At 40.3% G+C, this 25562-nt stretch carries 15 protein-coding genes; 5 read left to right on the top strand and 10 right to left on the bottom strand.

Annotation, left to right across the window (positions count from 1 at the left end; translation table 11 throughout):
- Positions 1–149: 149 nt before the first annotated feature.
- Positions 150–1277 (top strand): AAA family ATPase, encoded by a 1128-nt coding sequence (locus BQ8005_RS11080; RefSeq protein ID WP_075318082.1) that lies wholly within the window; start codon positions 150–152, stop codon positions 1275–1277.
- Between the two features lie 284 nt (positions 1278–1561).
- Here BQ8005_RS11080 and BQ8005_RS11075 read toward each other — a convergent pair whose 3' ends face one another.
- From BQ8005_RS11075 to BQ8005_RS11065, 3 genes are read right to left on the bottom strand one after another with little or no spacing between them, the layout of a single operon-like run.
- Positions 1562–2311, bottom strand: coding sequence for a hypothetical protein (locus tag BQ8005_RS11075; RefSeq protein WP_159436243.1), 750 nt, complete (start codon positions 2309–2311; stop codon positions 1562–1564).
- Positions 2312–2345: 34 nt separating this feature from the next.
- The gene (locus BQ8005_RS11070) at positions 2346–4016 is read right to left on the bottom strand and encodes a RagB/SusD family nutrient uptake outer membrane protein (RefSeq protein ID WP_075318080.1); all 1671 of its coding nucleotides are present in this window, start codon (positions 4014–4016) and stop codon (positions 2346–2348) included.
- Positions 4017–4042: 26 nt separating this feature from the next.
- Positions 4043–7114, bottom strand: coding sequence for a SusC/RagA family TonB-linked outer membrane protein (locus BQ8005_RS11065; RefSeq protein WP_262484391.1), 3072 nt, complete (start codon positions 7112–7114; stop codon positions 4043–4045).
- A 213-nt stretch (positions 7115–7327) separates the two neighbouring features.
- Here BQ8005_RS11065 and BQ8005_RS11060 point away from each other — a divergent pair, with 213 nt between their 5' ends.
- A complete protein-coding gene (locus tag BQ8005_RS11060) occupies positions 7328–8410 on the top strand; it encodes a linear amide C-N hydrolase (protein WP_075318078.1) in 1083 nt (360 codons plus the stop codon).
- Between the two features lie 280 nt (positions 8411–8690).
- On the opposite strand, the gene BQ8005_RS11055 is transcribed toward BQ8005_RS11060, so the two are convergent.
- Entirely contained in the window at positions 8691–9902 is a 1212-nt protein-coding gene (locus BQ8005_RS11055; RefSeq protein WP_075318077.1) for a site-specific integrase, read from the bottom strand.
- 452 nt (positions 9903–10354) lie between these two features.
- Between BQ8005_RS11055 and BQ8005_RS11050 the strand changes: the two genes are divergently transcribed.
- Complete coding sequence (locus BQ8005_RS11050; protein ID WP_075318076.1) at positions 10355–13555, top strand: SusC/RagA family TonB-linked outer membrane protein; 3201 nt, start codon at positions 10355–10357, stop codon at positions 13553–13555.
- Between the two features lie 19 nt (positions 13556–13574).
- Positions 13575–15182 carry a RagB/SusD family nutrient uptake outer membrane protein gene (locus tag BQ8005_RS11045; RefSeq protein WP_075318075.1) on the top strand — a complete coding sequence of 536 codons (1608 nt, stop codon included), beginning with the start codon at positions 13575–13577 and terminating at the stop codon, positions 15180–15182.
- Positions 15183–15556: 374 nt separating this feature from the next.
- Here BQ8005_RS11045 and BQ8005_RS11040 read toward each other — a convergent pair whose 3' ends face one another.
- From BQ8005_RS11040 to BQ8005_RS11010, 6 genes are all read right to left on the bottom strand, one after another.
- Positions 15557–17437, bottom strand: a complete 1881-nt coding sequence (locus tag BQ8005_RS11040; protein ID WP_111936107.1) for an ATP-binding protein — start codon at positions 17435–17437, stop codon at positions 15557–15559.
- A gap of 2 nt (positions 17438–17439) precedes the next feature.
- On the bottom strand, positions 17440–18516 hold the full coding sequence (locus BQ8005_RS11035; protein WP_075318073.1) for a DNA cytosine methyltransferase: 1077 nt from the start codon (positions 18514–18516) through the stop codon (positions 17440–17442).
- A 6-nt stretch (positions 18517–18522) separates the two neighbouring features.
- Positions 18523–19611, bottom strand: a complete 1089-nt coding sequence (locus BQ8005_RS11030; protein ID WP_075318072.1) for an HpaII family restriction endonuclease — start codon at positions 19609–19611, stop codon at positions 18523–18525.
- Complete coding sequence (vsr, locus tag BQ8005_RS17075; RefSeq protein WP_159436242.1) at positions 19592–21334, bottom strand: DNA mismatch endonuclease Vsr; 1743 nt, start codon at positions 21332–21334, stop codon at positions 19592–19594. The genes BQ8005_RS11030 and vsr overlap by 20 nt, the downstream gene beginning before the upstream one ends.
- 816 nt (positions 21335–22150) lie before the next feature.
- A complete protein-coding gene (locus tag BQ8005_RS11015; protein ID WP_075318071.1) occupies positions 22151–22528 on the bottom strand; it encodes a virulence RhuM family protein in 378 nt (125 codons plus the stop codon).
- 23 nt (positions 22529–22551) lie between these two features.
- The gene (locus BQ8005_RS11010) at positions 22552–23787 is read right to left on the bottom strand and encodes a site-specific integrase (RefSeq protein WP_075318070.1); all 1236 of its coding nucleotides are present in this window, start codon (positions 23785–23787) and stop codon (positions 22552–22554) included.
- Between the two features lie 404 nt (positions 23788–24191).
- Between BQ8005_RS11010 and hflX the strand changes: the two genes are divergently transcribed.
- Positions 24192–25454, top strand: a complete 1263-nt coding sequence (hflX, locus tag BQ8005_RS11005) for a GTPase HflX (RefSeq protein ID WP_075318069.1) — start codon at positions 24192–24194, stop codon at positions 25452–25454.
- The last annotated feature ends 108 nt before the right edge of the window (positions 25455–25562 follow it).

Raw genomic sequence — 25562 nt, 5'->3', positions numbered from 1 at the left:
GTAAGCATCTTTCACTTGGACATTATGCCATAACAGTTTCTGCTATCATTTAAATTCATTGTTAAATAAAAATCTCATCTAGTATAACTTTTGTAAGAAAGACTTGCTTTATAATAAGATTATAATTAGTTTTGCATAAAACTTGAAGTATGACAAAAATAAATCCATTTATCACGAGTGGTTATGTTTCTCCAACTTACTTTTGTGACAGGGTTGCAGAAACCAACGTTTTATTGCGTTATCTTACAAATAACAATCATGTGGCTCTAATCTCGCCACGCCGTTTGGGGAAGACAGGATTGATTGCACATTCTTTTCATCAAAATAAAATTCAACAAGAATACTATACTTTTTTAATAGATATTTATGCTACAAAAAACTTGCAGGAGCTCGTGTTTGAATTAGGGAAAAGTATTCTGAACGGTTTGCGTCCTTTTGGCAGAAAAGCGTGGGATGCCTTTTTAAATAGTGTAAGTTCTCTTCGTTCAAGTATTTCTTTTGATTACACTGGAAATCCTAGTTGGAATCTTGAAATGGGCGATATTAAAGCGCCAGTTGTTACTTTGGATGAAGTGTTCCAATATATAGAACACGCCGACAAACCTTGTTTGATAGCTATTGATGAATTTCAGGTAATAGCGAAGTATCCGGAAAAGAATGTGGAGGCTTTATTGCGTACGCAGATACAGCATTGCAACAATGCAACATTCATTTTTTCAGGTTCGCAACGGCACATGATGGGGGAAATATTCACCAGTCCTTCACGTCCATTCTATCAGAGTACAGCCATTATGGATTTGAAACCTATTCAAGAGGAGGTCTATTGTGAATTTGCACAGCACCATTTCAGTAACAATGGCAAACATATAGAAACCGATGCAGTCCACAATGTTTATCAGCGTTTTGAAGGAATAACTTGGTACATTCAATTTGTATTGAATTCCCTTTATAGCTTGACGCAAGATAGAGAAACTTGTACAATAGACAAGGTTGAAATTGCCATTGACAATATCTTGGCCCAATTGAGTTTCACCTATTCTTCTTTGTTGTTTCAATTACCAGCTAAACAGAAAGAAGTACTTATGGCTATTTGTAAGGAAGGAAAAGCTAAAGAAATTACTTCCTCCAGATTCTTAAATACATATAAGTTGACAGCCAGCTCAGTTCAGGGGGCAATTAAAGGATTGCTTGATAAAGATTTTGTTACTTACGAATTGGGTATATATAGTGTTTATGACAAGTTCTTTGAAGAGTGGTTAAGGAGACAAATGAAATGAACATTCTCCTCTGCCATAAAATGAGATTATTCCAAAACAGAAGGGCATGATTAAAAGAAATGCTTCCTAAATGGAGTGAAGAATTTGGATAAGTAAGTGGAGTGTATTCGGAATGCTTCATTTCACTCCTTTACGTGTTTAGAGAAAAATACAAAGGACTTCAATCTGGAATGAAACAACAGAGGCTATCTCAAGTTTATTTTGAGACAGCCTCTTACGATCTTATATTCCTTTTAGACTATTCCCTATTGTTGAATAGCAGAAAGGACATGGTTCTTAATTGCTTACTCTACAGGTAATTTTGCAACTTCGGTATATTCTCCGAAAGTTCCAGCAGCACAGGTAAATTCTATATTCATATAGATTAAACCGTTATTCAATACGCCGATACCTTCTGCATATACAGCTCCATAGTTGGAATCAGTAAACACCTGTTGTTGTTCTATTGTAGCATCTGTCCCGTTAAATTTAACAATCAAATCTAATCCAAGAGCATAGGGTTCTACAATCTTATACCATTCAGCATGAGCGGCCTTACGTATCTCTACAGGGAATACTTCGCCAAAGAAAGTCGATTGGAACATGCCTTCACCAAGAATATTCCATTGGATACCGTAAAAAGTCGTCTCAAAAGCCTTTTTCTGATTTCCATTTACAGCTACTGCAGTTATGGTATAGTCACCAATCAATCCTGTCAGAACAACATCTTGGGTGGATTCACCGGAAATGTCATCCAGCTTGATACCATCTGTTACAACATGCTCCAAATAAGCCGCTTCTCCATTGGTTGCAATGTATTTCTCTTTATCTTCTGTCAATTCATAGAGATAATAGGCCTCCTGTGTACGATTATTTGCAGCAATACGTAGTTTAATATCATTATCTGCATTATAATCTTCACCTGGAGTGTACTGATAGACAATGACAGAGGGTTCAGAATCATTGCCGACTTCTGTCCCTTGCTCTTCCGAACAAGAAATTATGGAACTGAGAACAAGCAGTCCCATGAATATTCTGTAAATATTTCTTTTCATATTTGTACTGTTGATTAAACGATTTAACCTTTGTTTACCACTGGTATTCACTGGACTCAGAAGCCGGAGGTATCGGAGTCGGATTATTTGTACAAGCTGTATTGTTGTTGGTTTCAGTTTCTACGATACAAAGATTCATCCAGTCGGGAGGAGTCTGCACATTCCAGCGATAAGATGCCACATGGTTTGTATTAGGATAACTACGAATAATACCTTTATTCAGACGTTTGATATCAAAGGTTGCAAATCCTTCACCCCACAATTCTACACGGCGCTGCCACCATACTTCGTTTTGGAAAGCCGAAGTACTCTGATTGAAATAAGCCTCATTGTGTTTACCATATACATATTGCGGATCACGTGTCTGAGCAAAGCTTGTCAATAATGCGATACCTCTGCCTTCATCCTGCATACCGGCAGCTTCTATTTCAATCAGTTTCATCTCTTCTACACGCATCAGAGGTACAGCCATCAGAAATCCGATGTATTGGTTTAAATGTCCCTCTGCACCACCTGCCAAACGAAACTTCAATGAACGTCCACCAACACCTTCTGTATTACCGTTGTTGTATCCGCTACTATAAACATACTCCGGATAATCAGAATAGTCGGCCAGTGCCTCAACCATTTCTTCTGGTGTAGCCAAATTGTCTATGGCAAAGTCTATGAAACATTTCTTACGAAAATCTGTTGCTGGGATTGTTTCATACAGATGTCTGTCTATGCTGAAATGGTGACCATAGTTGGACGCATAACCGCAATTGCCGGGTCCTACGATCAGCTCCAAGCACATGAAGGAACCCCATGAACTGTCTGCGTCATTGTCAATGATGGCAGGGTCCGTGTTCTTAAACTGTAAGGCGAACATCCATGAGCTATTAGGAGTGTTAAAGCCTGTTTCACGACTCAGATATTCATCTTGACTCATCATTGTGTAACCTTCCTGAGCTAGTTTGGCATATTTCTCTGCATTGGGCCAATCCTCCATTACCTGATAGGCGCGAGCCTTCAATCCATATACAACAGACAAGTCGGGTGTGGAAAGATCTGTTCTCTTATAATCAGCTAAATACCCTTCTGCCTTGTCCAAGTCTGAAATGATAAAATTCCACATATTCTCGTTGGTAGCACGTGGATTGTTCGACAAATCCTCCAGTGCAGTTTTTTCTGTTACGATAGGCACCGTTTCAGCATTTTTATCCAAAGCATACGTCTTGTTAGCAAACATACGTGCCATATCCATATAATACATTGCACGCATAGCCAATGCAATGCCAGCTCCGGCCTTGTGGGCTTCACTTGGCTCATCACCAGCCAGTGACAATACGGTATTGCAGTTCTTTATCCAACCGTAATAAATGGTCCAAGGAAACTGAGCCAACGCGTAACGAGGTCCCAAGCCTGTAGAGCTAGTGTACCAGGTTGAATACCAGTGGCCATCATAATTAACTACAACGTCCTGCCCCATAACATCACGTATTTGGAAGAAGGTTGGATAACCATAATCAAACGGATAACTGCTATTGTACAATACCTGACCCAGCATAGAGGAAGTGATACCATCTACGAAATTTTGGAAAGAATTAGGTGCGTTAGCTGTCTGATCGTTCGTGGCATAATCACTCTGAGGATATATTTCATCAATACAGCTTGTTGTCAAAAGTCCTAAAGCAACAATGGCTATACTTAATTTTATTTTTTTCATGTTGATAAAATCCTTATTTAGTATTATTAGAATGTCAATTGGATACCTCCTGAAATATTACGGGCCGGTGAGTAGGGAGTGATAGATGAGTTTCCATCGTATGAATAACGTGGATCTAACCCTTTACGTGCTGACCAAAAGCACAAATTCTCACCAGCAGCATAAACACGTATCTTTGAAACAAAGTTAGACCATTTTTTAGGCAAGGTATAACCTACAGTAAACGATTGGAAGTTCAGATAACTTGCATTGGTCAGGAAACGGCTTGAACTGGCAAATACGGTATATCTGTCGCCATACTGCCAACGTGGGATATTGCTACTTGTATTGTTGGGACTCCACGATTTGATGTAATCTTTATGAATTGCAGATCCTGCGCCGTTTCCTGTCTCACGCGGAGTCATCAAAGAAGCATATCGGTAGTCCTGTATTTTACCACCTATTTGGTAGTCAAATGCAACGGTTGCATCAAAACCGCCAATTCGCAATGTCGTATTAAACCCTCCGAAGACCTTCGGCAAGATAGAACCTTGTTTATAGTAAGTGGCACCATTCGGATCGGTTGTCGTATAAGAGTGGTTCTTGCCCGGAGCGCCAGCTATAGTTACTTCATCATCAACCCAATATAATGCTTCGCCTTTATCGTTCACACCTGCATACTCAATACAATAGGCGTTGTAAAGTGGGCCTCCTACTTCATACCAGTTTCCTCCCAAACCAGTACTGTTGGTCTCATTAAAACCTCCCATAGCACGTGTTTTGGATTCAGGAAGGCTCAGAATTTTTGTCTGATTGTGCGACAGGTTTGCTGTTACAGTCCAATCTACATTCCGGTTCCGGATAATAGCTCCTGTCAAAGAAACTTCTAACCCCATATTACGTATGTCTCCGATATTGCCATAATAACCACGAGTACCTGAAGATTCCGGTATAGAAAGCCAGAACAGCAGATCGGTAGTTTTCTTAACATAGTAATCCACATTGCCGGTGAGTCGGCTGTCCCATAAAGCAAATTCTACACCAAGGTTGTAATTGGTTGTTGTTTCCCATGTAATGTCCGGGTTACCCATTCTCATGAAGGTAGCTCCCATTGAGAAGTCACCTGTCGGAGCCAATGTGTAGAGGTCTGTATATGCAAAAGCACCGATGTTATCATTACCTTGCTGGCCGACGGATAGCTTGATTTTCAGCTCATTGAGCCAGTCAGAAGTGTTTTCCATAAAGCTTTCTTTGTTTAACATCCAAGCACCACCTACAGACCAAAAGTTACCCCAACGATTTTCTGGAGCAAAATAAGAAGATGCGTCACGACGGTAGGAAACCGACGCAAAGTATTTGTCATCGTAATCGTATTGCGCGCTTGCAAAGTAACCCTCAACATTGTATTGACTCTTGTTTGAAGAAGCATCGGAGATCTTGGCGAAAGCGTCTATTTCTGTTATTTCCGGCGAAAAGCCACCTTGAGCAAGAGCTCCTAAATACTGAGTTGTCGTTTTGTAGTATTCGTGACCAGCTAATACACTGACACTATGCGAACCAAAATCTTTAAAATAATTCAATGTCTGGATATTGTTGGTACGCAAGGATGATGTAGATTGTTTCGTAAGCTCTCCATTTACACTAACCTTTGACCCATAGTAAGGATTCATGTAGCTGAAATAGTTTGTCTGCCCCCAGTTTACTGTACTGGTGATATTGGCTTTTAGGTAACTGGTAATGTTGATATCGGCTGTAAATGTACCATTCATCTGATTACCACCATTTTCTACTACATCATACTGATTGTTTGCCAATGGGTTTGTGGTTGACATAAAAGGACGGTTCAAACCATAGCCCTGATTACCCGTACCAAAATCATAAGCATTGTGTCCCTGTTCATCTTGCTGAATAACTACATTACCATTGGAATCAACAACGCGTACAAATGCTGGGTAAATAGGTGCAATAGAGCTGGTATAATACATCATGTTTGATCCGTTTGCGTCTGTACCACCATTCGGAATAGAGTGTTGGATAGAGTGTACAAATCCTACATTTGCTCCTAATTTCAACCATTTCTTTACCTGGTAGTCTGCGCGTACACGCGCTGTCAGACGCTCGTAATCCGAATTGATGATAATACCTTCATCATTCAGATAACCGATACTCGCATAAAAAGAAGACCGATCATTTCCTCCGTTAACACTGACTGTATATTCCTGACGTAATGAATTCCGGTAAGCCAGATCTTGCCAATCATCCGGTGTCAGATAGTATTCTGTTCCGTTATTGGTAAAACGCCGTCCTAAAGTTGCATTAGGGTTCAGACGTCCATCCATACCGATAAGCATTTCACCGTTAGGCACGGTATATACATTGTAGCCTAATTGGCTGAGCATGGTCTGGTTTGCCCAGGCATTAGCTACTGAAGGTGTATTACCTTGACCAAAGAATGAGTAGTTATAGAGTTGGGCATAATAAGCTTCATAGTACTCTCCCGGATCAGTGATGACATCATAATCCTGTACTGCACGTGAGTTTACGCCCCATTTCATATCTACGTTAACCTCTGCTTCTTTGGTTTGTCCCTTTTTGGTAGTTACAATGATTACACCTGCAGCACCACGGGCACCATAAAGAGCAGCTGAGGCAGCATCTTTCAACACGGTAATAGACTCGATATCATTTTGTGGAATATTGGTGAGACTTGCTGTATAGGGTGCTCCATCAACAATAATCAAAGGTTCCGTGTTGGCATACATGGAAGCAATACCGCGGATATTGATCTTATTGCTGTCAGATCCCGGTGCTCCTGATGTTCCACGAATCTGTAGTCCTGGAACAGAACCTACTAATGCATCGGATACATTGGTCGTGATGCGTTTAGACAATTCCTTGTTATCAATCACTGCGGCAGATCCGGTAAATGCTGATTTCTTTGCTGTACCGAACGCAACTACCATCACCTCGTCAAGCATCTCCGAGTTGGTTCTCAATACGATCTTCAGATTGGACTTAATCGTTACTGTCTGCGTTTCCATACCGATGTATGAAATCACCAAAGTTTTCGCGGAACTCCAACTAGCCTCTCCTGACTTCTGAATGTGGTAGCTATGCACTACTTGGATGGCGTAGCAGATGTGTTCCTACTTCAGACGGGTATCTGGAGATGATTAAAAGAAAAATGGGGTACCTGTTTGCTACCGTATTTTATAGTATGGCGGGAGATCTTTAACAGATGAAGACCTGTTTTTAGGCAGATTTCTTGCTTATAGTGATACAACGTAAACATATTCGTTTTAAATTTGTTACTTGTACAAAACCTGATGACAATGAAAAAGATTTTTATTACATGCATGGCTGTAGCCATGGTACTACTGACACAGCAAAAGGCCGATGCTTGCACGGGCATCACGCTAACCGCTAAGGACAGTGCGCGCATAGTAGCTCGCACCATCGAATGGGGTGGAAGTGAACTGAATAGTCAATATGTGGTGGTTCCGAGGGGATACGTACAACATTCATACGTGCCTGGATACGCACAGAATGGAATGAAAATGGTGGCCCAATATGGTTATGTAGGCCTTTCCGTAGAGCAAAAAGAATTTGTAGTCGAAGGGTTGAATGAGGTCGGATTGTCTGCCGGGCTCTTCTATTTCCCTGGTTACGGGCAGTATGAAGCTTATAATGAAGAAGTGAAGGAACAGAGTGTTACCGACTTGCAGCTCATCTCGTGGATTCTGGGTAGTTGTGCTACGATAGAGCAGGTGAAGGAAGCTGTAAGCAAAGCGCATATTATTGCAATAGATCCGCGGGCTTCTACCGTACATTGGAGGTTTGCTGATAAATCGGGTCGGCAGATTGTGCTGGAAATCGTAGGTGGAAAACCTTGTTTCTACGAGAACCGACTGGGAGTACTGACCAATTCACCCGGCTTTGAATGGCAGATGACGAACCTGAACAACTATGTTAACCTCTACGCAGGTACGGCTGAAGCCCGGAAAATGGGTGATGTGCATATTGCTTCCTTCGGTGCCGGAAGTGGCTCCTTAGGGATTCCAGGCGATGTCACCCCCCCGTCTCGTTTCGTTCGTGCCGCTTTTTATCAAACAACAGCGCCATTGCAGGCCAAAGCGGAAGATGCTGTACGTCAGGGGTTCCAGATACTGAATAATTTCGATATCCCCATTGGCGTGGAGTTTGCCGATGGCAAAATACCTGTCGACATTCCCAGTGCCACACAATGGACTACGGTTACAGACATCACAAATCGAGTTATCTATTATCGCACGATGTACAACAGTGCCATTCGTCGGATTGATCTTTCTGAAATAGATTTCACACGTGTGAACTATCGGGCTGTTCCACTCGACGACGTGAAACAACAGCCTTTTGTGCTGGTAGTTATCCAATAAAATAGGGTTTATATAATGTATTTATGTGAAGTTTCAACGTATCCAATTGTCTATAAGCGGATTACGTTGAAACTTCTTTTTTAGGTGAAAGATTGTTTTTCTCGTTGGTTTCAATCTATGCGACTGAAAATTAATACGTATACGGATGAATGTGAAGGCGTGAAACATTGTTTTCTTAAAAGGAAAACAATGCTTTCTTTGAAGGAAAACATAGCTTTACATTATCCGTTTCAAAGCCCTGTTTGGCTATCGTAAACACCTACTTTAGCTTTCTAAACATCTACTTTGGCTCTCTAAAGTGCCTCTTTCGTTTTCCGTTTGCCGAAACGGGTTGTTCTCGATGTTGCTCCAAATCATGAATGATGGTCTGGTCCATGATGCTGGTATAGATTTGCGTTGTTTTTACACTCTTGTGCCCCAGTAGCTTTTGTACGGTTGTGATGTTGACACCACTATATATTAATAAGGTAGCGTTGGTGTGTCGGGCTGTGTGGAATGAAATATTCTTTGTAAGGCCTGCCTGTCTGGCTATATTCCTTAGGACCTTGTTGACGTTCGAATTGTCTTTTAGCTGGAAGAAGTTGGCCAAATCATCCTGATGCTCCTTTAGAATGGTCAGTGCTTTGCCCTCGAACAGCAAATATAGAGGCAAATGCACCTCTACACCCGTTTTCTCGGATTTGTATGCCAACCAGATTTCGTCACGTACACGAACCAAATTGTCGGGCCTCAGGCGGATGAAGTCGGAATAGCGCAGTCCGGCATAGCAGCAAAACAGAAATGCATCCAATGTCTTTCGATAGCGTTGCAAGCCTTTCACCTTTCTTAGTTGTTCCAACCGATCCAGCTCTTCGGGTGTCAGGTGGGTATGTTTGTGCTCTACTGTTTTTATCTTGTACTTTCTGAATGCATAGAGCCGTTCGTCCATATAACCTGTGTTGATGGCGGCATTGATGTAGCGTTTCAAATGCTTCATGTGTTTTGCTATCGTGTTGACATGATAACCTTTCTGGCGTAAATGGTGTTCAAATGAGCATAAGAATTCGAAGGTCAGTTCCGAGAAATGGATATCAGGTCTGAAAGCAGCCAGCAGTTTTAATGTTGTAAGATGATTCTTCCTAGAGCTTTCTTTCAGAGCAGATCTTTGAACCTCGTCCCGATAAAAAGCGATGAATGACTGGAGGTCTTCCTTTTTCCGAAGTACCTCTTTAATTAGTTCCAACGAAATCTGTCTTCCTTGTTGCCAAAGTTCCAGCTCTACCTTTTCGATATGGGCAACACACTCATGCAACCACCAGTTGAGCGCTTCACTGTTAGGATGATTTTTCACGATCAGCTTTTTATTGTCCCATTGTTCGGGTTTTAAGTAGACTTTGGTAGAGAAATATTTCTTCCTTTTGCCTTGATAAGCCTCTATTTGAACCAATGCAGTTCCTTTCTTGTTGAGGCTTCCTTTCCTGTTGTAGACTAAGTTGTAAACTATTTTATCCATTTTCTATCTTTTATCAGTTGATTGTCATTGTGGCCGGTAATAAAGGTAGGAAATAAGTGTAATTTGAGCCTGTTTTATTTCTTCAGATAGAAATTAGCTTGTCGCCTAACCTGCCATTTTTGCTTTCTATTTATAGGAAATATGTTCTTCAATATTGTTTTTTGCAATAAAATCGCCCCTCGTTTTTAACTATTTTACATAAAACAGCGCTGTTTATTTAGATATTTGCTTTTAAATCGAACTTCATATTGAAAGGAAATCGACTAAAAATAGAACGTCCGATGCTTGAAAACTATGCTGCTAAACATATATTCACAGTAATAAATAGCATTTTGACAGATTTTGAAGCTTTTCTTATTAAAACAGTTGCACATTTCATAATTCTTAATAAATTTGCACTTCGTTAGAGTAAAGAAACAATTAATGTAAAGTTAAACTTTAAGAGAGAATTTATGAAAAGAAAATTAATGCTGTTATTGGCCTGCCTTTTTGTGGGGATAGGCTTGGTAACTGCCCAAACTCAGACCGTCACAGGTGTTGTGATTTCTGAAGAAGACGGGCAGCCAGTTATTGGAGCGTCAGTACGAGTTGAAAATACTCAGCTCGGTGCAATTACTGATGTGGACGGTAAGTTCCAAATAGCGAACGTACCAAGTTCCGCGAAGACTTTGGTAGTTTCCTACATTGGTATGCAGGAGCAAAAAGTCACAATTCGCCCTAATCTTAAAGTGATGATGAAGGCGAATACTGAGCTCTTGGATGAGGTCGTTGTAACTGCTTATGGAACAGCAAAACGTTCTTCGTTTACAGGATCTGCAAGTGTAGTTTCCTCTGAAGAGATCGGTAAAATACAAACTAGTAATGTGGCGAATGCGTTGAATGGAAAGGTGTCGGGTGTGCAACTTAACAATGCTTCTGGACAGCCTGGTTCTAATTCTCCTTCTATCCGCATCCGTGGTATAAGTTCTATTAATGCGGAAAATGATCCTTTGGTTATTTTGGATGGTGTGCCTTACGATGGTGATTTGAATAACCTTTCATCGCAGGATATTGAGTCTATGACTGTATTGAAAGATGCTGCTTCCAATGCATTGTATGGCGCACGTGGTGCCAATGGCGTTATCATGATAACAACCAAGAAGGGAAGTACCGGACAGGCAAAAGTAACGGTTGATGCTAAATGGGGAGCTAACTCACGTGCTACCCGTGACTACGACATGATAACGGATCCCGGACAATATTATGAAATGTATTATGGGGCATTGAATAGTTATGCTTTATATAGAGGTATGGATGCAGCTGCTGCTTATCAATGGGCTTCATCTAATCTGACGGCATACAATGACTATGGATTGGGATATAACGTTTATAGTGTTCCTAATGGAGAAAATCTCATTGGCGAGAATGGCAAACTGAATCCTAATGCGACCTTAGGGAATCTGGTTGATGTAAATGGACAGCAGTTTTTGGTAAGACCGGACAACTGGATAGACGAGACATACCGTACCAGCCTCCGTCAGGAATATAATGTAAGCGTAACGGCGGGTAATGACAAATCTTCATTTTATACTTCTGTAAACTATTTGAGTAATGACGGTATTACAGCCAACTCTGACTATGAACGTCTGACTGGACGTTTGAAAGCAGATTATCAGGTGAAAGAATGGTTGAAGGTCGGTGCAAACATGGCTTACACGCATTTTGATGCGAATTCATTGGACGAAGACGGTAGTAGCGGTTCTGCGGGCAACGTTTTTGCCATCGCTACTCAGGTAGCTCCCATCTATCCGTTGTATCTGCGTGATGGAAACGGAAATATCATGTATGACTCCAACGGTTTCGTTTGGTATGACTTTGGTCAAGGGGAAAATGCTGGTATGGGACGCCCGGTATTCTTTGGCTCAAATGCCATTGCAGAATCTCAACTTAACACCAATAATGATGAGGGTAACTCAATTAATGCAACAGGCTTCTTTGAAGTACGTTTCTTGAAAGATTTTAAGTTTACGTCAACGAACAGTGCGTATGTCGATGAAACCAGAACTTCGTTGGTTACCAACCCTTATTATGGGCAATATGCCAATTCAAACGGTATCTTGTATAAATATCACACACGTACTTTTTCTTATAACTTCCAACAGTTGCTGAACTGGAAAAGAAGTTTCGGAGAACACAATATGGATGTGATGTTGGGACATGAGTCTTATAGGCAAAAATATTATTCAGTATTAGCCAATAAGTCGAATATGTTTGACCCAACTAACAATGAGTTGGCAGGTGCCATTACAAACGGAAATTCAGACTCCTATATTACTGACTATAACACAGAAGGTTATTTTGGTCGTATCCAATATGATTTTGCAGAAAAATATTTCGTTTCTGGGTCTTATCGCCGTGATGCCTCTTCCCGTTTCCATCCGGATAACCGTTGGGGTAATTTCTGGTCTGCGAGTGCAGCTTGGAATATCACCCATGAAGATTGGTTTGATATAGATTGGGTTGATATGTTGAAATTTAAGGTTTCTTATGGTTCACAAGGAAATGACAAGATCGGTAATTATCGTTACGTCAATACTTACAATATTGTAAACTCATCTGGAAATCCTGCCGCTGTTCCAAATACTTTAGGAAATAAGGATATCACATGGGAAACCAATGCCAATTTCAATGTTGGTTTTGATTTTGAACTTTTCAAAAGACGCTTGACCGGTACCATTGAATTCTTTAACCGTAAGACTACAGATATGTTGTTCTCATTCCCGCTGCCTCCTTCATTTGGTTATACTTCATATTATGCCAATGTGGGTGATATGCGCAACTTGGGACTTGAGGCTGAATTCAAGGGTACTGTTATCAAAACGAGAGACTTCCAATGGGACTTGGGCCTCAATCTGACTCACTACCGGAATAAAATTACGTATCTGCCCGAAGAACGCAAAACGATGGAGGTTGATGGAGTAAAAGGATACAGTAGCGGTAATAAATATTTTGGTGAAGGAGAATCGCTTTATACATTCTATACTTATAAATATGCCGGTGTTAACGAAGAAGGTGAAGCTCTGTATTATCGAAATGTAAAAGATGAAAACGGTAATGTCGTGGGACAAGAAACCGTTACCAATCCTTCAGAGGCTGATTTCTATTTGTGTGGTACAGCATTGCCGGATGTTTACGGTGGTTTTAATACGTCATTAAGTTATAAGGGCTTTGACTTTTCTGTAGATTTTGCATATCAAATTGGAGGACAGGTTTATGATAGCGATTATGCTATGATGATGTCCTCTCCTACGGCACAAAATAAAGGAAAGGCTATACACAAAGATATGTTTGATGCGTGGACAGCCGAAAACAAATCCAGTAATATTCCTCGTTTCCAATATGGAGACGAATATTCGGCTGAAGCTTCAGACCGATTCCTTACTAGTGCATCTTATTTAAGCTTGCAAAACATCAATGCTGGTTATACGCTGCCGGCCAATATTTGCCGCACATTTGGAGTTGAAAAATTACGTATCTACATGGCTGCTGATAATGTTTATCTATGGTCAAAGCGTAAGGGTATGGATCCTAGACAGAGTATCTCAGGCTCAACCACTGCATCATACTACGCTCCTATGCGCACGATTTCCGGTGGCATCACATTAACTTTCTAACAGATTAAAATTGTAACATATGAAGAATATATCAAAAATACTATTGGGCATTTGCTGTTCTGCTTCTTTAGCATTGGGCAGCTGTATTGATGAAACAATGCCCACCAATGTAGCTACTACTGACCAATTAGGGTCTTCTGCCAAAGCGATAGAAGCTTTGTTATGGGCCATGCCTGCTTTTGCCAACGAATTTGAAAATGTTGTAGGAAATGACTGGGAATGGGGATATGGTTCGTTAATCCATATACGTGACGTCATGACCGGTGACCTGGCTATAAATGCCAGCGCATATCAGATTTGGTATCAGTTCTGGTTTACCAATACCGGTATAGGCCCCAATAGTTCAGCCAGTCAATTTATATGGAATTATTATTGGCAATTTGTACAAACAGCCAATAACATGATTGGTGCTGTAAAGCCGGAAAGTGCTTCAGAAGTTCAGTTGGGATATCTGGGGGCCGGCTATGCTTTCCGTGCCATGTTGTACCTTGATATGGCTCAGTCTTTTGAATTCCTTGAGAACGACAAAACTTCGGCCACTAACAAAAGTGGAAATAATGTTTTGAATCTGACCGTGCCTATTGTTACTGAAGCTACGACAGAGGAAGAAGCCCGTAACAATCCCCGTGTTACGCGTGAGGAAATGGCCGAGTTCATATTGAGTGATTTGAATAAGGCTGAAGAATATATTCCTAATCTGAACATTGCTACCAAAACTCTGCCACATCTTGATGTTGTCTATGGATTGAAAGCCCGTTATTATATGTGGCTGGGAGAATATGCAAATGCTAAAACTTATGCACGCAAAGCTATTGAGGCAACAGCAACTTCTCCGATGACAGAAGAGCAATGGTTGAGTACAACGAGCGGATTCAATGATATTTCCTGTTGGATGTGGGGCTCACAAATGCAGGCTGAAGATGCGGTAGTTCAAACTGGTATTCTGAATTGGGCCTCTTTTATGTCGCCTGAAGCTCTGTATGGTTATGCATGGGCCAATGGTGGTGGAATCATGAGTAAAATAGATGCCAGCTTATATGCTAAAATTAAGGATACGGATTTCCGTAAAAAGGTGTGGAAGGCACCCAAAGGAAGTGCTCTTGTTGGCCAAACACCATATATTGATCCCACTATAGACAACTACTTACCTGAATATACAGGTGTAAAATTCCGTCCGGGAAGCGGCAATATGAGCGACTATACTGTGGGCTCTGCCTCTGCTTATCCGCTGATGCGTGTGGAAGAAATGTATTTTATCGAGGCTGAGGCAGCCGCACATGACAATGCGGCCGAAGGTAAAGCACTTTTGGAGACATTCATGAAGAATTATCGTGATCCGTCTTATGTGTGCGAGAATACCGATGTTATTGATGAAATTGTATTGCAAAAGCGTATTGAATTGTGGGGTGAAGGAACGACCTTCTTTGATATCAAGCGTTTGGATATGTCTGTTACACGTGGATATACCGGAACGAATTGGAGTGATGCTGCGCGTCTCAATACAGATGGAAGACCAGCTTGGATGAACTTCTGTATCGTTATTACCGAAGAGAATAATAACGAAGCATTACGTGGCTATGAGAATCCTGATCCAAGTGGATTATATCAAACCTGGCTTGGAGAATAATTGGTTCTTGAAGGGATGTAATATTGATAAGTCCCAATATTGATTTTGTGTAATACTTACTCAGGTCTGCGATTTTACGTATTCCTGAGTAAGTTTTTTTATGTGCGGTTGGGTATCAGATTTAGAAGGTACTATTGTGTTAATTAGATGATCGATTCTGTTAGCCATTGCTGATAAATCCTTATCTTTGCATTGAATAATCAATTATCCCGTATCTGATTGATACACAAATAGCGAATGCTATGATAGAAAGTTGTTGGTAACGATTTGGCGACTTTGAGATGGCACCAAATTTCTGTGTTATGCTTTATCAAACAACTCTGATGCAAAAGTAGCCAAATTCCTTGATTGTGCAAAGAGTTTGGCTACTTTTACTAATTCTCCACTTTAACTAAAGTCTTTAAATAATCTTTATTATCCTTCCTTATTCGTTTTTTATAGCCAAGTTCGTCACAAATATGTTCTACTTTTTGGCAAAAAATGTCCGCATTAAGAGGATTCATAGATAACACATTTTCCTCGTTTCTATTTGTGCTATGCCATAAAGCTTCATCATTTAATGGATGTTGAGGTTTAAATGGTGGAATATTAAATATTTTATTATCAATTTGAGTTATCCATGAAGCTCCAATTTCTGTCATAGCTCCCCACGCTTTCGGAGTGTTATCGCTTGTTATAAATAACACAAACAACTTTTGTTTTGAATAACTTTCTACAAAAAAGTCTCGCAAGTAATCATATATGGATACTCCTTCAGGAATTCTACAAACTTCATCATCACAGCTTGTATATAAGACATCTTCAGACGGAACATTGTTAAATAACAACATGTTATAAACTACATCTGCAAGGTCTTTATCCTTGTATGTGTGACTAATCAAAATCTTCTTCTTTTGTGAATCAACAACAGTTTTAAGTCCGAGTTCAGGTATATTATCATTAATAGCATTTGAAATAATTCCCTTTAATTCTGACTGGTACGGAGAATCTGTTGAATTATATCGTTCAATAGCTAAAGCAACACTTTCAGAGGCTTTGTCTTTAAACGTATCCACCATTTTACGAAGTTTTGCTTCATTATCCTTTTGTTCTTCTATCTTTTGAGTTTTTTTGGCAGCCTTCGTTAGGTCTGTGTACAATACTCTCTTCTTTAATATATCAGGAAGTAGAATTTCTCTAACATATTTTATTACAGTCTCATAACGTATATCATCAGATTTATATCCTTGCCTGTTGCTTAAAGCCATATCAGGGAGTTCTGACAATTCAAATAAATCAACATATAATTGTCCTACAATATAAACCTCATTCAGTTTATTTTGTCCTACAATTGGTAGAATATTAAACTCTCCCATTTTTTTATTTGCATAAAGCGAAATGAAATTGTCTGGAAAATCTGTCACTTCAGACTTTCTGCCGCGTGTTGTTTTATATGCACCAATCCAACCTTCAATCTGTAAATTATATTCATGCTCATTACCGTTGTTGTCTTTTATGGTAAGAGGTACACTATACTCATCCCGTTTTTCAACTAAGTCACTACGATGTTTCGGGAAATAGTCTGGAACATAATTCAATAAGTCAGCGTGCTGTTCTCCCAATATAATTAACGAACATAATTCCTTTGCTACATTTTCATCGAATTTTTCTACAATTTCTTCCTCTTTACCACGTATAATATGAATTTTAAAATTGTCATCAACCAAAGGGAATATTTTCAAAAGATTTCTTTTTATTGCATCTAAAGATTTATGTAAACGATATTGTGGATTACGCATAACAATAGCAGTACCGCTATTTTGTATGTAGCAAAAACTTATATTTTCATCTTCTATTGGTGTCAGTTTATTGCCATCATTTGGGCGACGAGCTAAAACAAAACCTGATTTTTCTCCATTACAAATAGTCATTATATCAACAGACTCTGAAACAGAAAGTGCAGCCAACTTACCCACGCCTTTGCGTCCCATCTTTCTGCGTTCTCCAGAACGCGAAAAAGATTCATTCTCATTCGTTCTTGATACACCTGCTACATTTAAGAACTTCTTTATATCTCCATTGTCATATGACATACCATGTCCGTCATCTTCAATGCGGATGTCATCCTTGTTGGAGATGATATAAACATTTTTTGCATCTGCATCATAAGCATTGGCTATAAGTTCTGCTAAAACATAGTAGATGTTGGTATACAAATTAGGACCTAATAATTCCAGAATTCTTGGGTCAACGTTTATATTATATTCTTTTGCCATAGTCATAGGTGTTTAAAACATAATAAATGATTAGAAATGCTTTCTGCTATCACTTCTCCTAATTTTGGAGGAACAGCATTGCCAATATAGCGCGAAGCTTTTGTTATTGCAACACTTTCTTCATTTGGGAAAAATTTATACGACCTTGGGAAAGTTTGCAATAACGCTGCTTCCCTTATTGATATAGCTCGATTCTGTATAGGATGCCCAAAACGCCCATTTCCCAATCCTGTACATTGAGTTGTCATCGTCGGGGATGGGGCATCCCAAATCATTCTTCCATAAACACTACCAAAAGACTTTCCTCCAGTTGTCTTATGGCATCTCAACACAAGGTGCTCTGGCCAATCTCTCCAACTTCCGCCATATGGTGTATGTTGTATTCGCTGTAAATTCAATGGGGTTAAATCTTTAGCTCTGTGCAGAGGATCATTTTTGTCACATTCGCCCGAAGCAATTGCAGGTAAATCTCCTATAGTATCCCTAACAGTAACATAATTTTCTTTATTGTGTGTTGGGGATATTAGTTTGATTTCTCCAAGTCTGGATGCTAATAGCACTAAACGTTTTCGATTTTGAGGTATTCCATAATTAGGACAAAAGACTTTATTTACTTCCACATAATATCCACAATCACTTAAACAATCTATAAAATCTTGCAAAACAGGCTTTTCTTTGAAAGATAATATTTGAGTGACATTTTCCATTGTAACAATATCTGGAAGAACTTCTCTAACCAATCTACCAAATTCATACAATAAATCATATTTGTCTGGATCCTTCTTCTTGTTCTTAAAAGCATAAGAAGAAAATGGCTGGCATGGTGCACAACCGGCTAAAACACGAATACTATTATTACTGAAATTAGCATTTATATCACCTGAACTTACCGTTTTAATATCCCTGTAATTGAATGTAGCTTCTGTATTTGCTTCGTATGCATATTTGCATGAGCCATCAAGGTCGTAACCGGCCTTAATTTTAAACCCCTTACACTTCATACCATAACTAAGCCCTCCTATTCCACAAAACAGGTCTACGACTTCTATATTGGGTAAAATATTTAGTTGTTCTCCCATAACCTATTATTTTAACCTGACTTGAAAGTTCAACTTAAACGACAATGTCCCATCTATCTCCTTTACAATAGTAGCATACTCATGACGAGTTGTACTTGAACGCTCCAAATAGGCATTTGAGAACAAATAATCTTCAAATCTGTTGCGGTCGTAGAAATGGTAGCAAAGTATCTCACCATCTTTTTTCACTACCAAATAGCCACCATTGGCGTCAAACTTGCCACTCCATGCTGTAGCCGGCATCATACCTAATGCTGCCGAAGTTAATAGATGTTTGATTTTGTATGCATAGAACGGAGAAGCCTGCTCCACGTCGTATTTCAAAGGATTGGTTTCTGTAATCTTTTCCGCCAATTCTTTCAATGTCGAAACACCGGTATTCAACTGCTCCAATAATAAGTTTGCAATAATAGCGGGCAAATCGCCATCAAGCATAACAAGGTTGTTTCGGAATGTAGAATTGTCCACTTTGTCGAATACCAATAATGCTCCTTTCTTCTTTATGGCATTCACTCTTTCAATAACTTTATTACGTTTGGGATTGATGGAATTGATTGCTGTTATTTCATCATCTGACAAATTAGCTCCAGTTACCTTAAAGTTAAAATTGGTGGCTTTACTTGCATTTAACAATGTCGAATCACCTCCTAATTGAGACTTAATACTGAATCCCATTTCGGAGTTGATTTTTGTTCTGCGGTCATGCAATATGATTCGAATATCTGTCTTATCGGAAGATTTTGCCTTCAACGAATGGCAATAAATACTGTTCATGAATACTTCTATTTGAGGTACTCCGAAAGCTCCGTCATTTTCATTTATGGCTTTCAACAGATTCTCTGCTTCGACAAGGAATACCGACGCAGGAATACGCAACAATTCCTCACCTGCCGGTGTCTGAATTACTACGTCTTTGTCTTGCAGTCTGTAATTATAGTTACCGTCTTTCTCTTGACGAAGAATCATAATGATTGGGTAGAACAAGTCTTGAATCTTATTCAGATTTTGGTCACCTGCATATACTTTCCCTTCTCCCAATAATTTGAGCAATGTGTATATTTCACTCCATTCTCCTTTATTTCCTGTCAGTGCCATATTGAATAGATTTTGATAGGTTTATTCTTTTAATGATTTCCTTTGCTGTTGCTTGAATTGCAGGAACTGCAACGGAATTACCGAACTGTTTATATGCAGATGCATCAGCAACCCCGATTATAAAATTATCCGGAAAACCTTGCAAACGAGCCCATTCTCTCGGAGTCATTCTGCGAAGTCCGTCTCGATTTATTTCTCCCTTAATATTGGTAACAGGTGTGAAATCTTCAAGCCGGGTATCAATAACAAGATTACGTTCCCTTCCCATGCCTCCAACGACTATGGCATTTGCCACTCCGTCATCGGGAATGATTTCATAACCGAAACCGTTGCCTTTGGCTGCGTGTCTCTCCTTATGTGCCACAAGGGTTTTTACATATTGAGTGGATAGATAGTATTTGGCAGAAACGGTATGCTCTTCCTTAATATCGGCAAAAGTCTTGGTCTTATCTGTCGGTGACGGATATGTGAATTCGTTTACATTCTGGTCTTTTCTGAAACCAACTATATAAACTCTTTCCCGATGTTGCGGTACGCCGAAATTCATTGCATTCACTATCTGAGGGTCCGGTACATAATAATCCAAGTCTTCCCTTAGAACTTTTAATATGGTCTGAATGGTCTTTCCTTTATCGTGAATGAGTAATCCTTTGACATTTTCCAAGAAGAATGCTTTGGGACGCTTGCGACGGATGATTTCAGCCACATCAAAGAACAACGTACCTCGCGTTTCTTCAAATCCCAATCTTTTACCTGCCAAAGAAAAGGCTTGGCAGGGGAATCCGGCACACAAAATATCAAAATCGTCCGGGATGAATGCCTTTGTTGTTTCTTTGGTGATATCGCCGAATGGGACCTCGCCATAATTCAAAAGATATGTCTTTTGGGCTTGTGCATCCCATTCGGAAGAAAACACGCATTTGCCTCCAAGATTCTGCATTGCCATTCTGAAACCGCCAATGCCGGCAAACAAATCTATAAATGTAAATTTAGGCTTGTCTGTTGGCAAAAACGGAACAGAGAATAAATCGGAGAACAATGAATATTGAACACTTACATCCGACACGCAATTGGTTCCAACGGTCTTTTGATGAACATTGTATATATCCTCTATCAATCCTTCGGCTTTGTTCTCATATGGCTTGGCGGATTTATATCCTTGATTATGGAGATAATGAGATACTATCGCCATTTGCTCTTCAAACGGTATAATCGTTCCATCCTCATTCAATGAATGGGGACCATACATCTGCATCGATACTTTGCTGCCGCCGCACATTTGTGTAATGGCGATTTTATCGGTTGCTTTTGTTTTAGCGTTCATATAGTTCAAAATTCTATTTAAGCATTTATCGGATTCCTTGGTTATTTCCGTTTCCCAAAACCGAAAGACAGTCCAACCTTGTGCTTTCAATTGCTCATTAACCTCTTTGTCTCTCCTGATGTTCCGCTCAATCTTGGAATGCCAAAAATCACAATTGCTTTTATGGTCGTTTTTTCGTTCTTCCCAATTTCTGCCATGCCAAAACTCTCCATCGCAAAATATCGCAATTTTCATTTTGCGAATAACAAAGTCCGGTTTTCCAAAGACCGTTTTATCATTCTTGCAATATCTGACACCGGCATTCCACAACAATTTTCCAAACAAAAGTTCAAGCTTGGTGCCTTTCCCTTTGTTTGCCGACATATTCTTATATCGTTGTTCTTTTGTCAGGCGGTCCATTATCTTTCTTGTTTTGAAAGCGGTATATACCACATCCAAGGTACAAAAGTACTCATTTAATTTTAAATTGAGGGGCTGCTGTGCCGACAAACATAAAAAAGCATTGTTATTTTATCGTAAGATGTTCAATTATCCCGACTTCGGAGGGAGAAGTTCGCGGATTTCAGCAAGGTTTTCGGGAGTAACCCGAAAGGTTTTGAGTTACTCAAAACATACCTTGCCATGTTCCGGCGAACATCTAGTTTGAAGCGGCTCCATTCATTTCGAGCGGCTGAAAACATACCTTGCTGTGTTCAGAAGAACACAAGTCCAAAGTTCTTATTCGTGGTTTGTAATTGGTGGCTACCATAGCATAGGCAAGCAATATGGCGGTTTGTCAAGCTTGTGGGCGAGAAAGCTGTATAGCTTGCATGTGTGCCTGCCGTATAGCCGGCAGGTCAGCATGCCGACCGGTCTATGGCAAATACAGAATTACTGCTTCTTATTTCTTTGAGGGAGGGATTCTTCCTCATAAAAAAGAAACGGACAGTAAAGCTGTCAATGCTCTACTATCCGTATGAATTTCCTGTTTCCCATCGGTCGGTCATCTTCTCTATGGGTACTTTATGTGTGCGACCTTGAAAGATGCCAGTTTTTTCGGATCAATACTCTCGAAGTATGAGAGGAAGATTGTTCCGGAAACGGCTTGCCGCTTGAACTTGCTGATTTCAGATAATGTTCGCACATACCTTTGTGCCCATAGAGGAATGGACGTATGATGGGAATTGACAAAAAAGTGCCTATGAATGAAATTCTCAATTTAAGCCATACTTGCTTTCATTCATACATTCGTGCGTACGCACATTCAAAAAAAAGAATGCCGTTTCTCGGCTTGGTTATGAGGTTGGTTATTACATATTCTCTTACCTTGTATGCTCCCAATGTATTCAACCGAAAGGATAAGGCAACAATCATTGGGAGTGCATAAACATCTATGCTTATTCCATTGTATAATTTGATACACCTTTGCACCTCGCATTCATCAAGGATTCCGCTTTTGTATACGGCTTTGATATTGCTTCTTAAAGTCGAATATGTGATACCGAACAACTCAATCAATTCATTTGTGCTCATCCAAATGTCATTGCTCGTTGTGCTCGGGAAATGGATTTGTCCGTATTCATCTATTGTTATGATATTTCTTTCTGTTTTCATTGTAGTTATGTTTTGAATTGTTGTTAAATGGCATTGCAAATGAAATTCTCCATCGATTCTATTTGCTTGGATAGGTTCTCGATGTCGTTGCTTACCTTCTCGGCTGTAATCTTTGCATAGATTTGAGTACTGCGTATGCTTGTATGTCCCATCAATTTGGATAGGGTTTCAATGGGTACTCCGTTGGATAAACAAATAGTCGTTGCATAGCTGTGTCTGCTTTGATGCCAGCAGACGTTCTTGTTGATTCCACATAATTTGGCTACCGCTTTAATTCCATGTCGGCAATTGGCATAGCAGGGTACGGGCAATAGTTTATTACCCTCTGCCATTCCGCTGTACTTCTCGATGATATGTTTGGCGGTATCGAGCAATCGGATATTTGTTTCAGTTCCCGTCTTTTGTCTATTGGTCTTAATCCATAAGTGCCCATCGAATGATGTCTGCAAATGGTCGGTTGTGAGATTATACATATCCCTCCAACTCAATCCACTGAAACAACAGAAAATAAAGAGGTCTCTAATCAGCTCGTAACTTTTCTTCTTGAAAGTGCCATTGATTAGCATCGTGATTTCTTCTTTGGTTAAGAATCCTCTTTTGGTTTCCTCTTTGGTGATGCGATAGGCATAAAACGGGTCACGTAGCAACCAACCGTTATTGATGGCTGTATATATGATACTGCGGAACGGCATCATATACGACCATACGGTATTGGTGCAATGATTCTTCTCGGTACGGAGGAACAACTCGAAGCCTGTGATGAATGCAGGGGACAGCTCACGCAAAGCAATATCACTAACCTTGTAGCGATGTTTAATGAATTCTTCCAAATGGTTGTAAACGGTGCAATATTTCCAATAACTGCGTTGGCTTTTCATCTTGCCCACTTGTTTGGCATAATCCTCATTATGCCGTCGGAATACGGCAAGCAGGGTTTTATGGTTTTGTCCCATACCCAGAAATGCGTTTCTGACTTTCTCGGCAGACACATAACCATCCTTATCAGTAACATCCTGATAGGCTTTGTTAATGCCTATTCGGATTTTATCCAACATTCGGTTGGCTTCTTGTGCAACAATGCTTCTTCCCGACATTCTGCCGAGACTGACATTCCATAACTTTTCCTCTACATCCAATTTGCAACTGAATTGGGAAATCTTGCCGTTTACGGTTATACGGCACATCACAGGTACAAGCCCGTTCTTCTTCGGGGCATTGCGTTTGAGATAGAATAATACTCTGAAAGTGCTTCTGCTCATAACTCTACTTTTTTTGTTTGCAAAATTATTTATGGTAGAGTTGAGTGACGGTAAGCAGAACACAGCGTATCGGTGCAAAAGAATCAGCCGAAGCGAAACCGAAACGAAGATATGAGAAATTTCCCTATATTTGCATCCTAAATCGTCATACAGATATTGTTTTTCAATCTGTTAAGGCAATCGAATAAACCTATTGAAGTCAAGAATTAAAGTAACGGTATAGTAACGAAACTTTGTCATTTCTTGGCTTTTCATTGGCATTTAATGGCACTGCAACATCTTGGCAAACACTGTTAAATCGCTAACAGACAACATTCTTTCCCCGTTTCGCACTCACTTTCGTTTCTTTGTTGTATCTTTGCTGCCGATATAATAATAAGCTATAGAAAGTACATACAATGGCAATGAAAGAATTTGTAATTTCCGAAGCGCAGGTAGAGACTGCGGTGCTGGTGGGACTTATTACGAAAACGCAGGATGAGCGGAAGACGAATGAGTATCTGGACGAACTGGCTTTCTTGGCTGAGACAGCTGGGGCGGAAGTAGTGAAACGATTTACGCAGAAATTGGATCAGGCTAACTCGGTGACGTATGTCGGAAAAGGGAAGCTGGACGAAATCAAACAATATATAAAGGACGAAGAGGAAGCGGAACGGGAAATAGGTATGGTTATCTTCGATGATGAGCTTTCTGCTAAACAAATTCGTAATATCGAAGCGGAACTGAAAGTGAAGATACTGGACCGTACTTCGCTTATCCTCGACATCTTCGCTATGCGTGCACAGACGGCTAATGCTAAGACACAGGTGGAGCTGGCGCAATACAAATATATGTTACCGCGTCTGCAACGACTTTGGACGCACTTGGAACGCCAGGGTGGTGGTTCCGGTGCTGGCGGTGGTAAGGGTTCGGTAGGTCTTCGTGGTCCGGGTGAAACCCAGCTCGAAATGGACCGACGTATCATCTTGAACCGCATGTCGTTACTGAAAGAACGTTTGGCCGAGATTGACAAGCAGAAGGCTACGCAGCGCAAGAACCGCGGTCGTCTGATTCGCGTGGCTTTGGTTGGATATACTAACGTGGGTAAGTCTACGCTGATGAATCTGTTGGCCAAGAGTGAGGTGTTTGCTGAGAACAAGTTGTTTGCCACGCTCGACACAACGGTGCGTAAGGTGATTATCGACAACCTGCCTTTCCTGCTCAGCGATACGGTAGGGTTCATCCGCAAATTGCCTACTGATCTGGTGGATTCTTTCAAGTCGACGCTGGACGAGGTGCGTGAAGCCGACCTGTTGTTGCACATTGTGGATATCTCGCATCCCGACTTCGAGGAACAGATTGAGGTGGTGAACAAGACTTTGGCCGACATTGGAGCAGCAGGTAAACCTATGATTTTGGTATTTAATAAAATAGATGCCTATACGTATGTGAAGAAGGATGAAGACGACCTGACTCCGCGCACCAAGGAAAACCTATCGCTGGAAGAGCTGATGAAGACGTGGATGGCGAAACTGGAGGATAACTGCATGTTCATTTCGGCCCGTGAGAAAATCAACATCGAGGAAATGAAGACAATGGTTTACCAGCGTGTGAAGGAACTGCATGTGCAGAAGTACCCGTATAACGATTTCCTTTATCAGACGTACGACGAGAGCGGGGAGCTGTAATATATAAGAAAACCTCTTCGGAGGGCTTAGGATAAGAATCTCTATGAAACGTGGGTGGATATGGCTGTTTGTCGGCCTGTCCGCCTGCGTTTCATGCGTTTATACAAG

It is taken from the genome of Bacteroides togonis (assembly GCF_900130135.1).
Taxonomy (GTDB): domain Bacteria; phylum Bacteroidota; class Bacteroidia; order Bacteroidales; family Bacteroidaceae; genus Bacteroides; species Bacteroides pullorum.
Note: the sequence above shows the minus strand (reverse complement) of the source record. Positions and strands in the feature narration are given on the sequence as shown.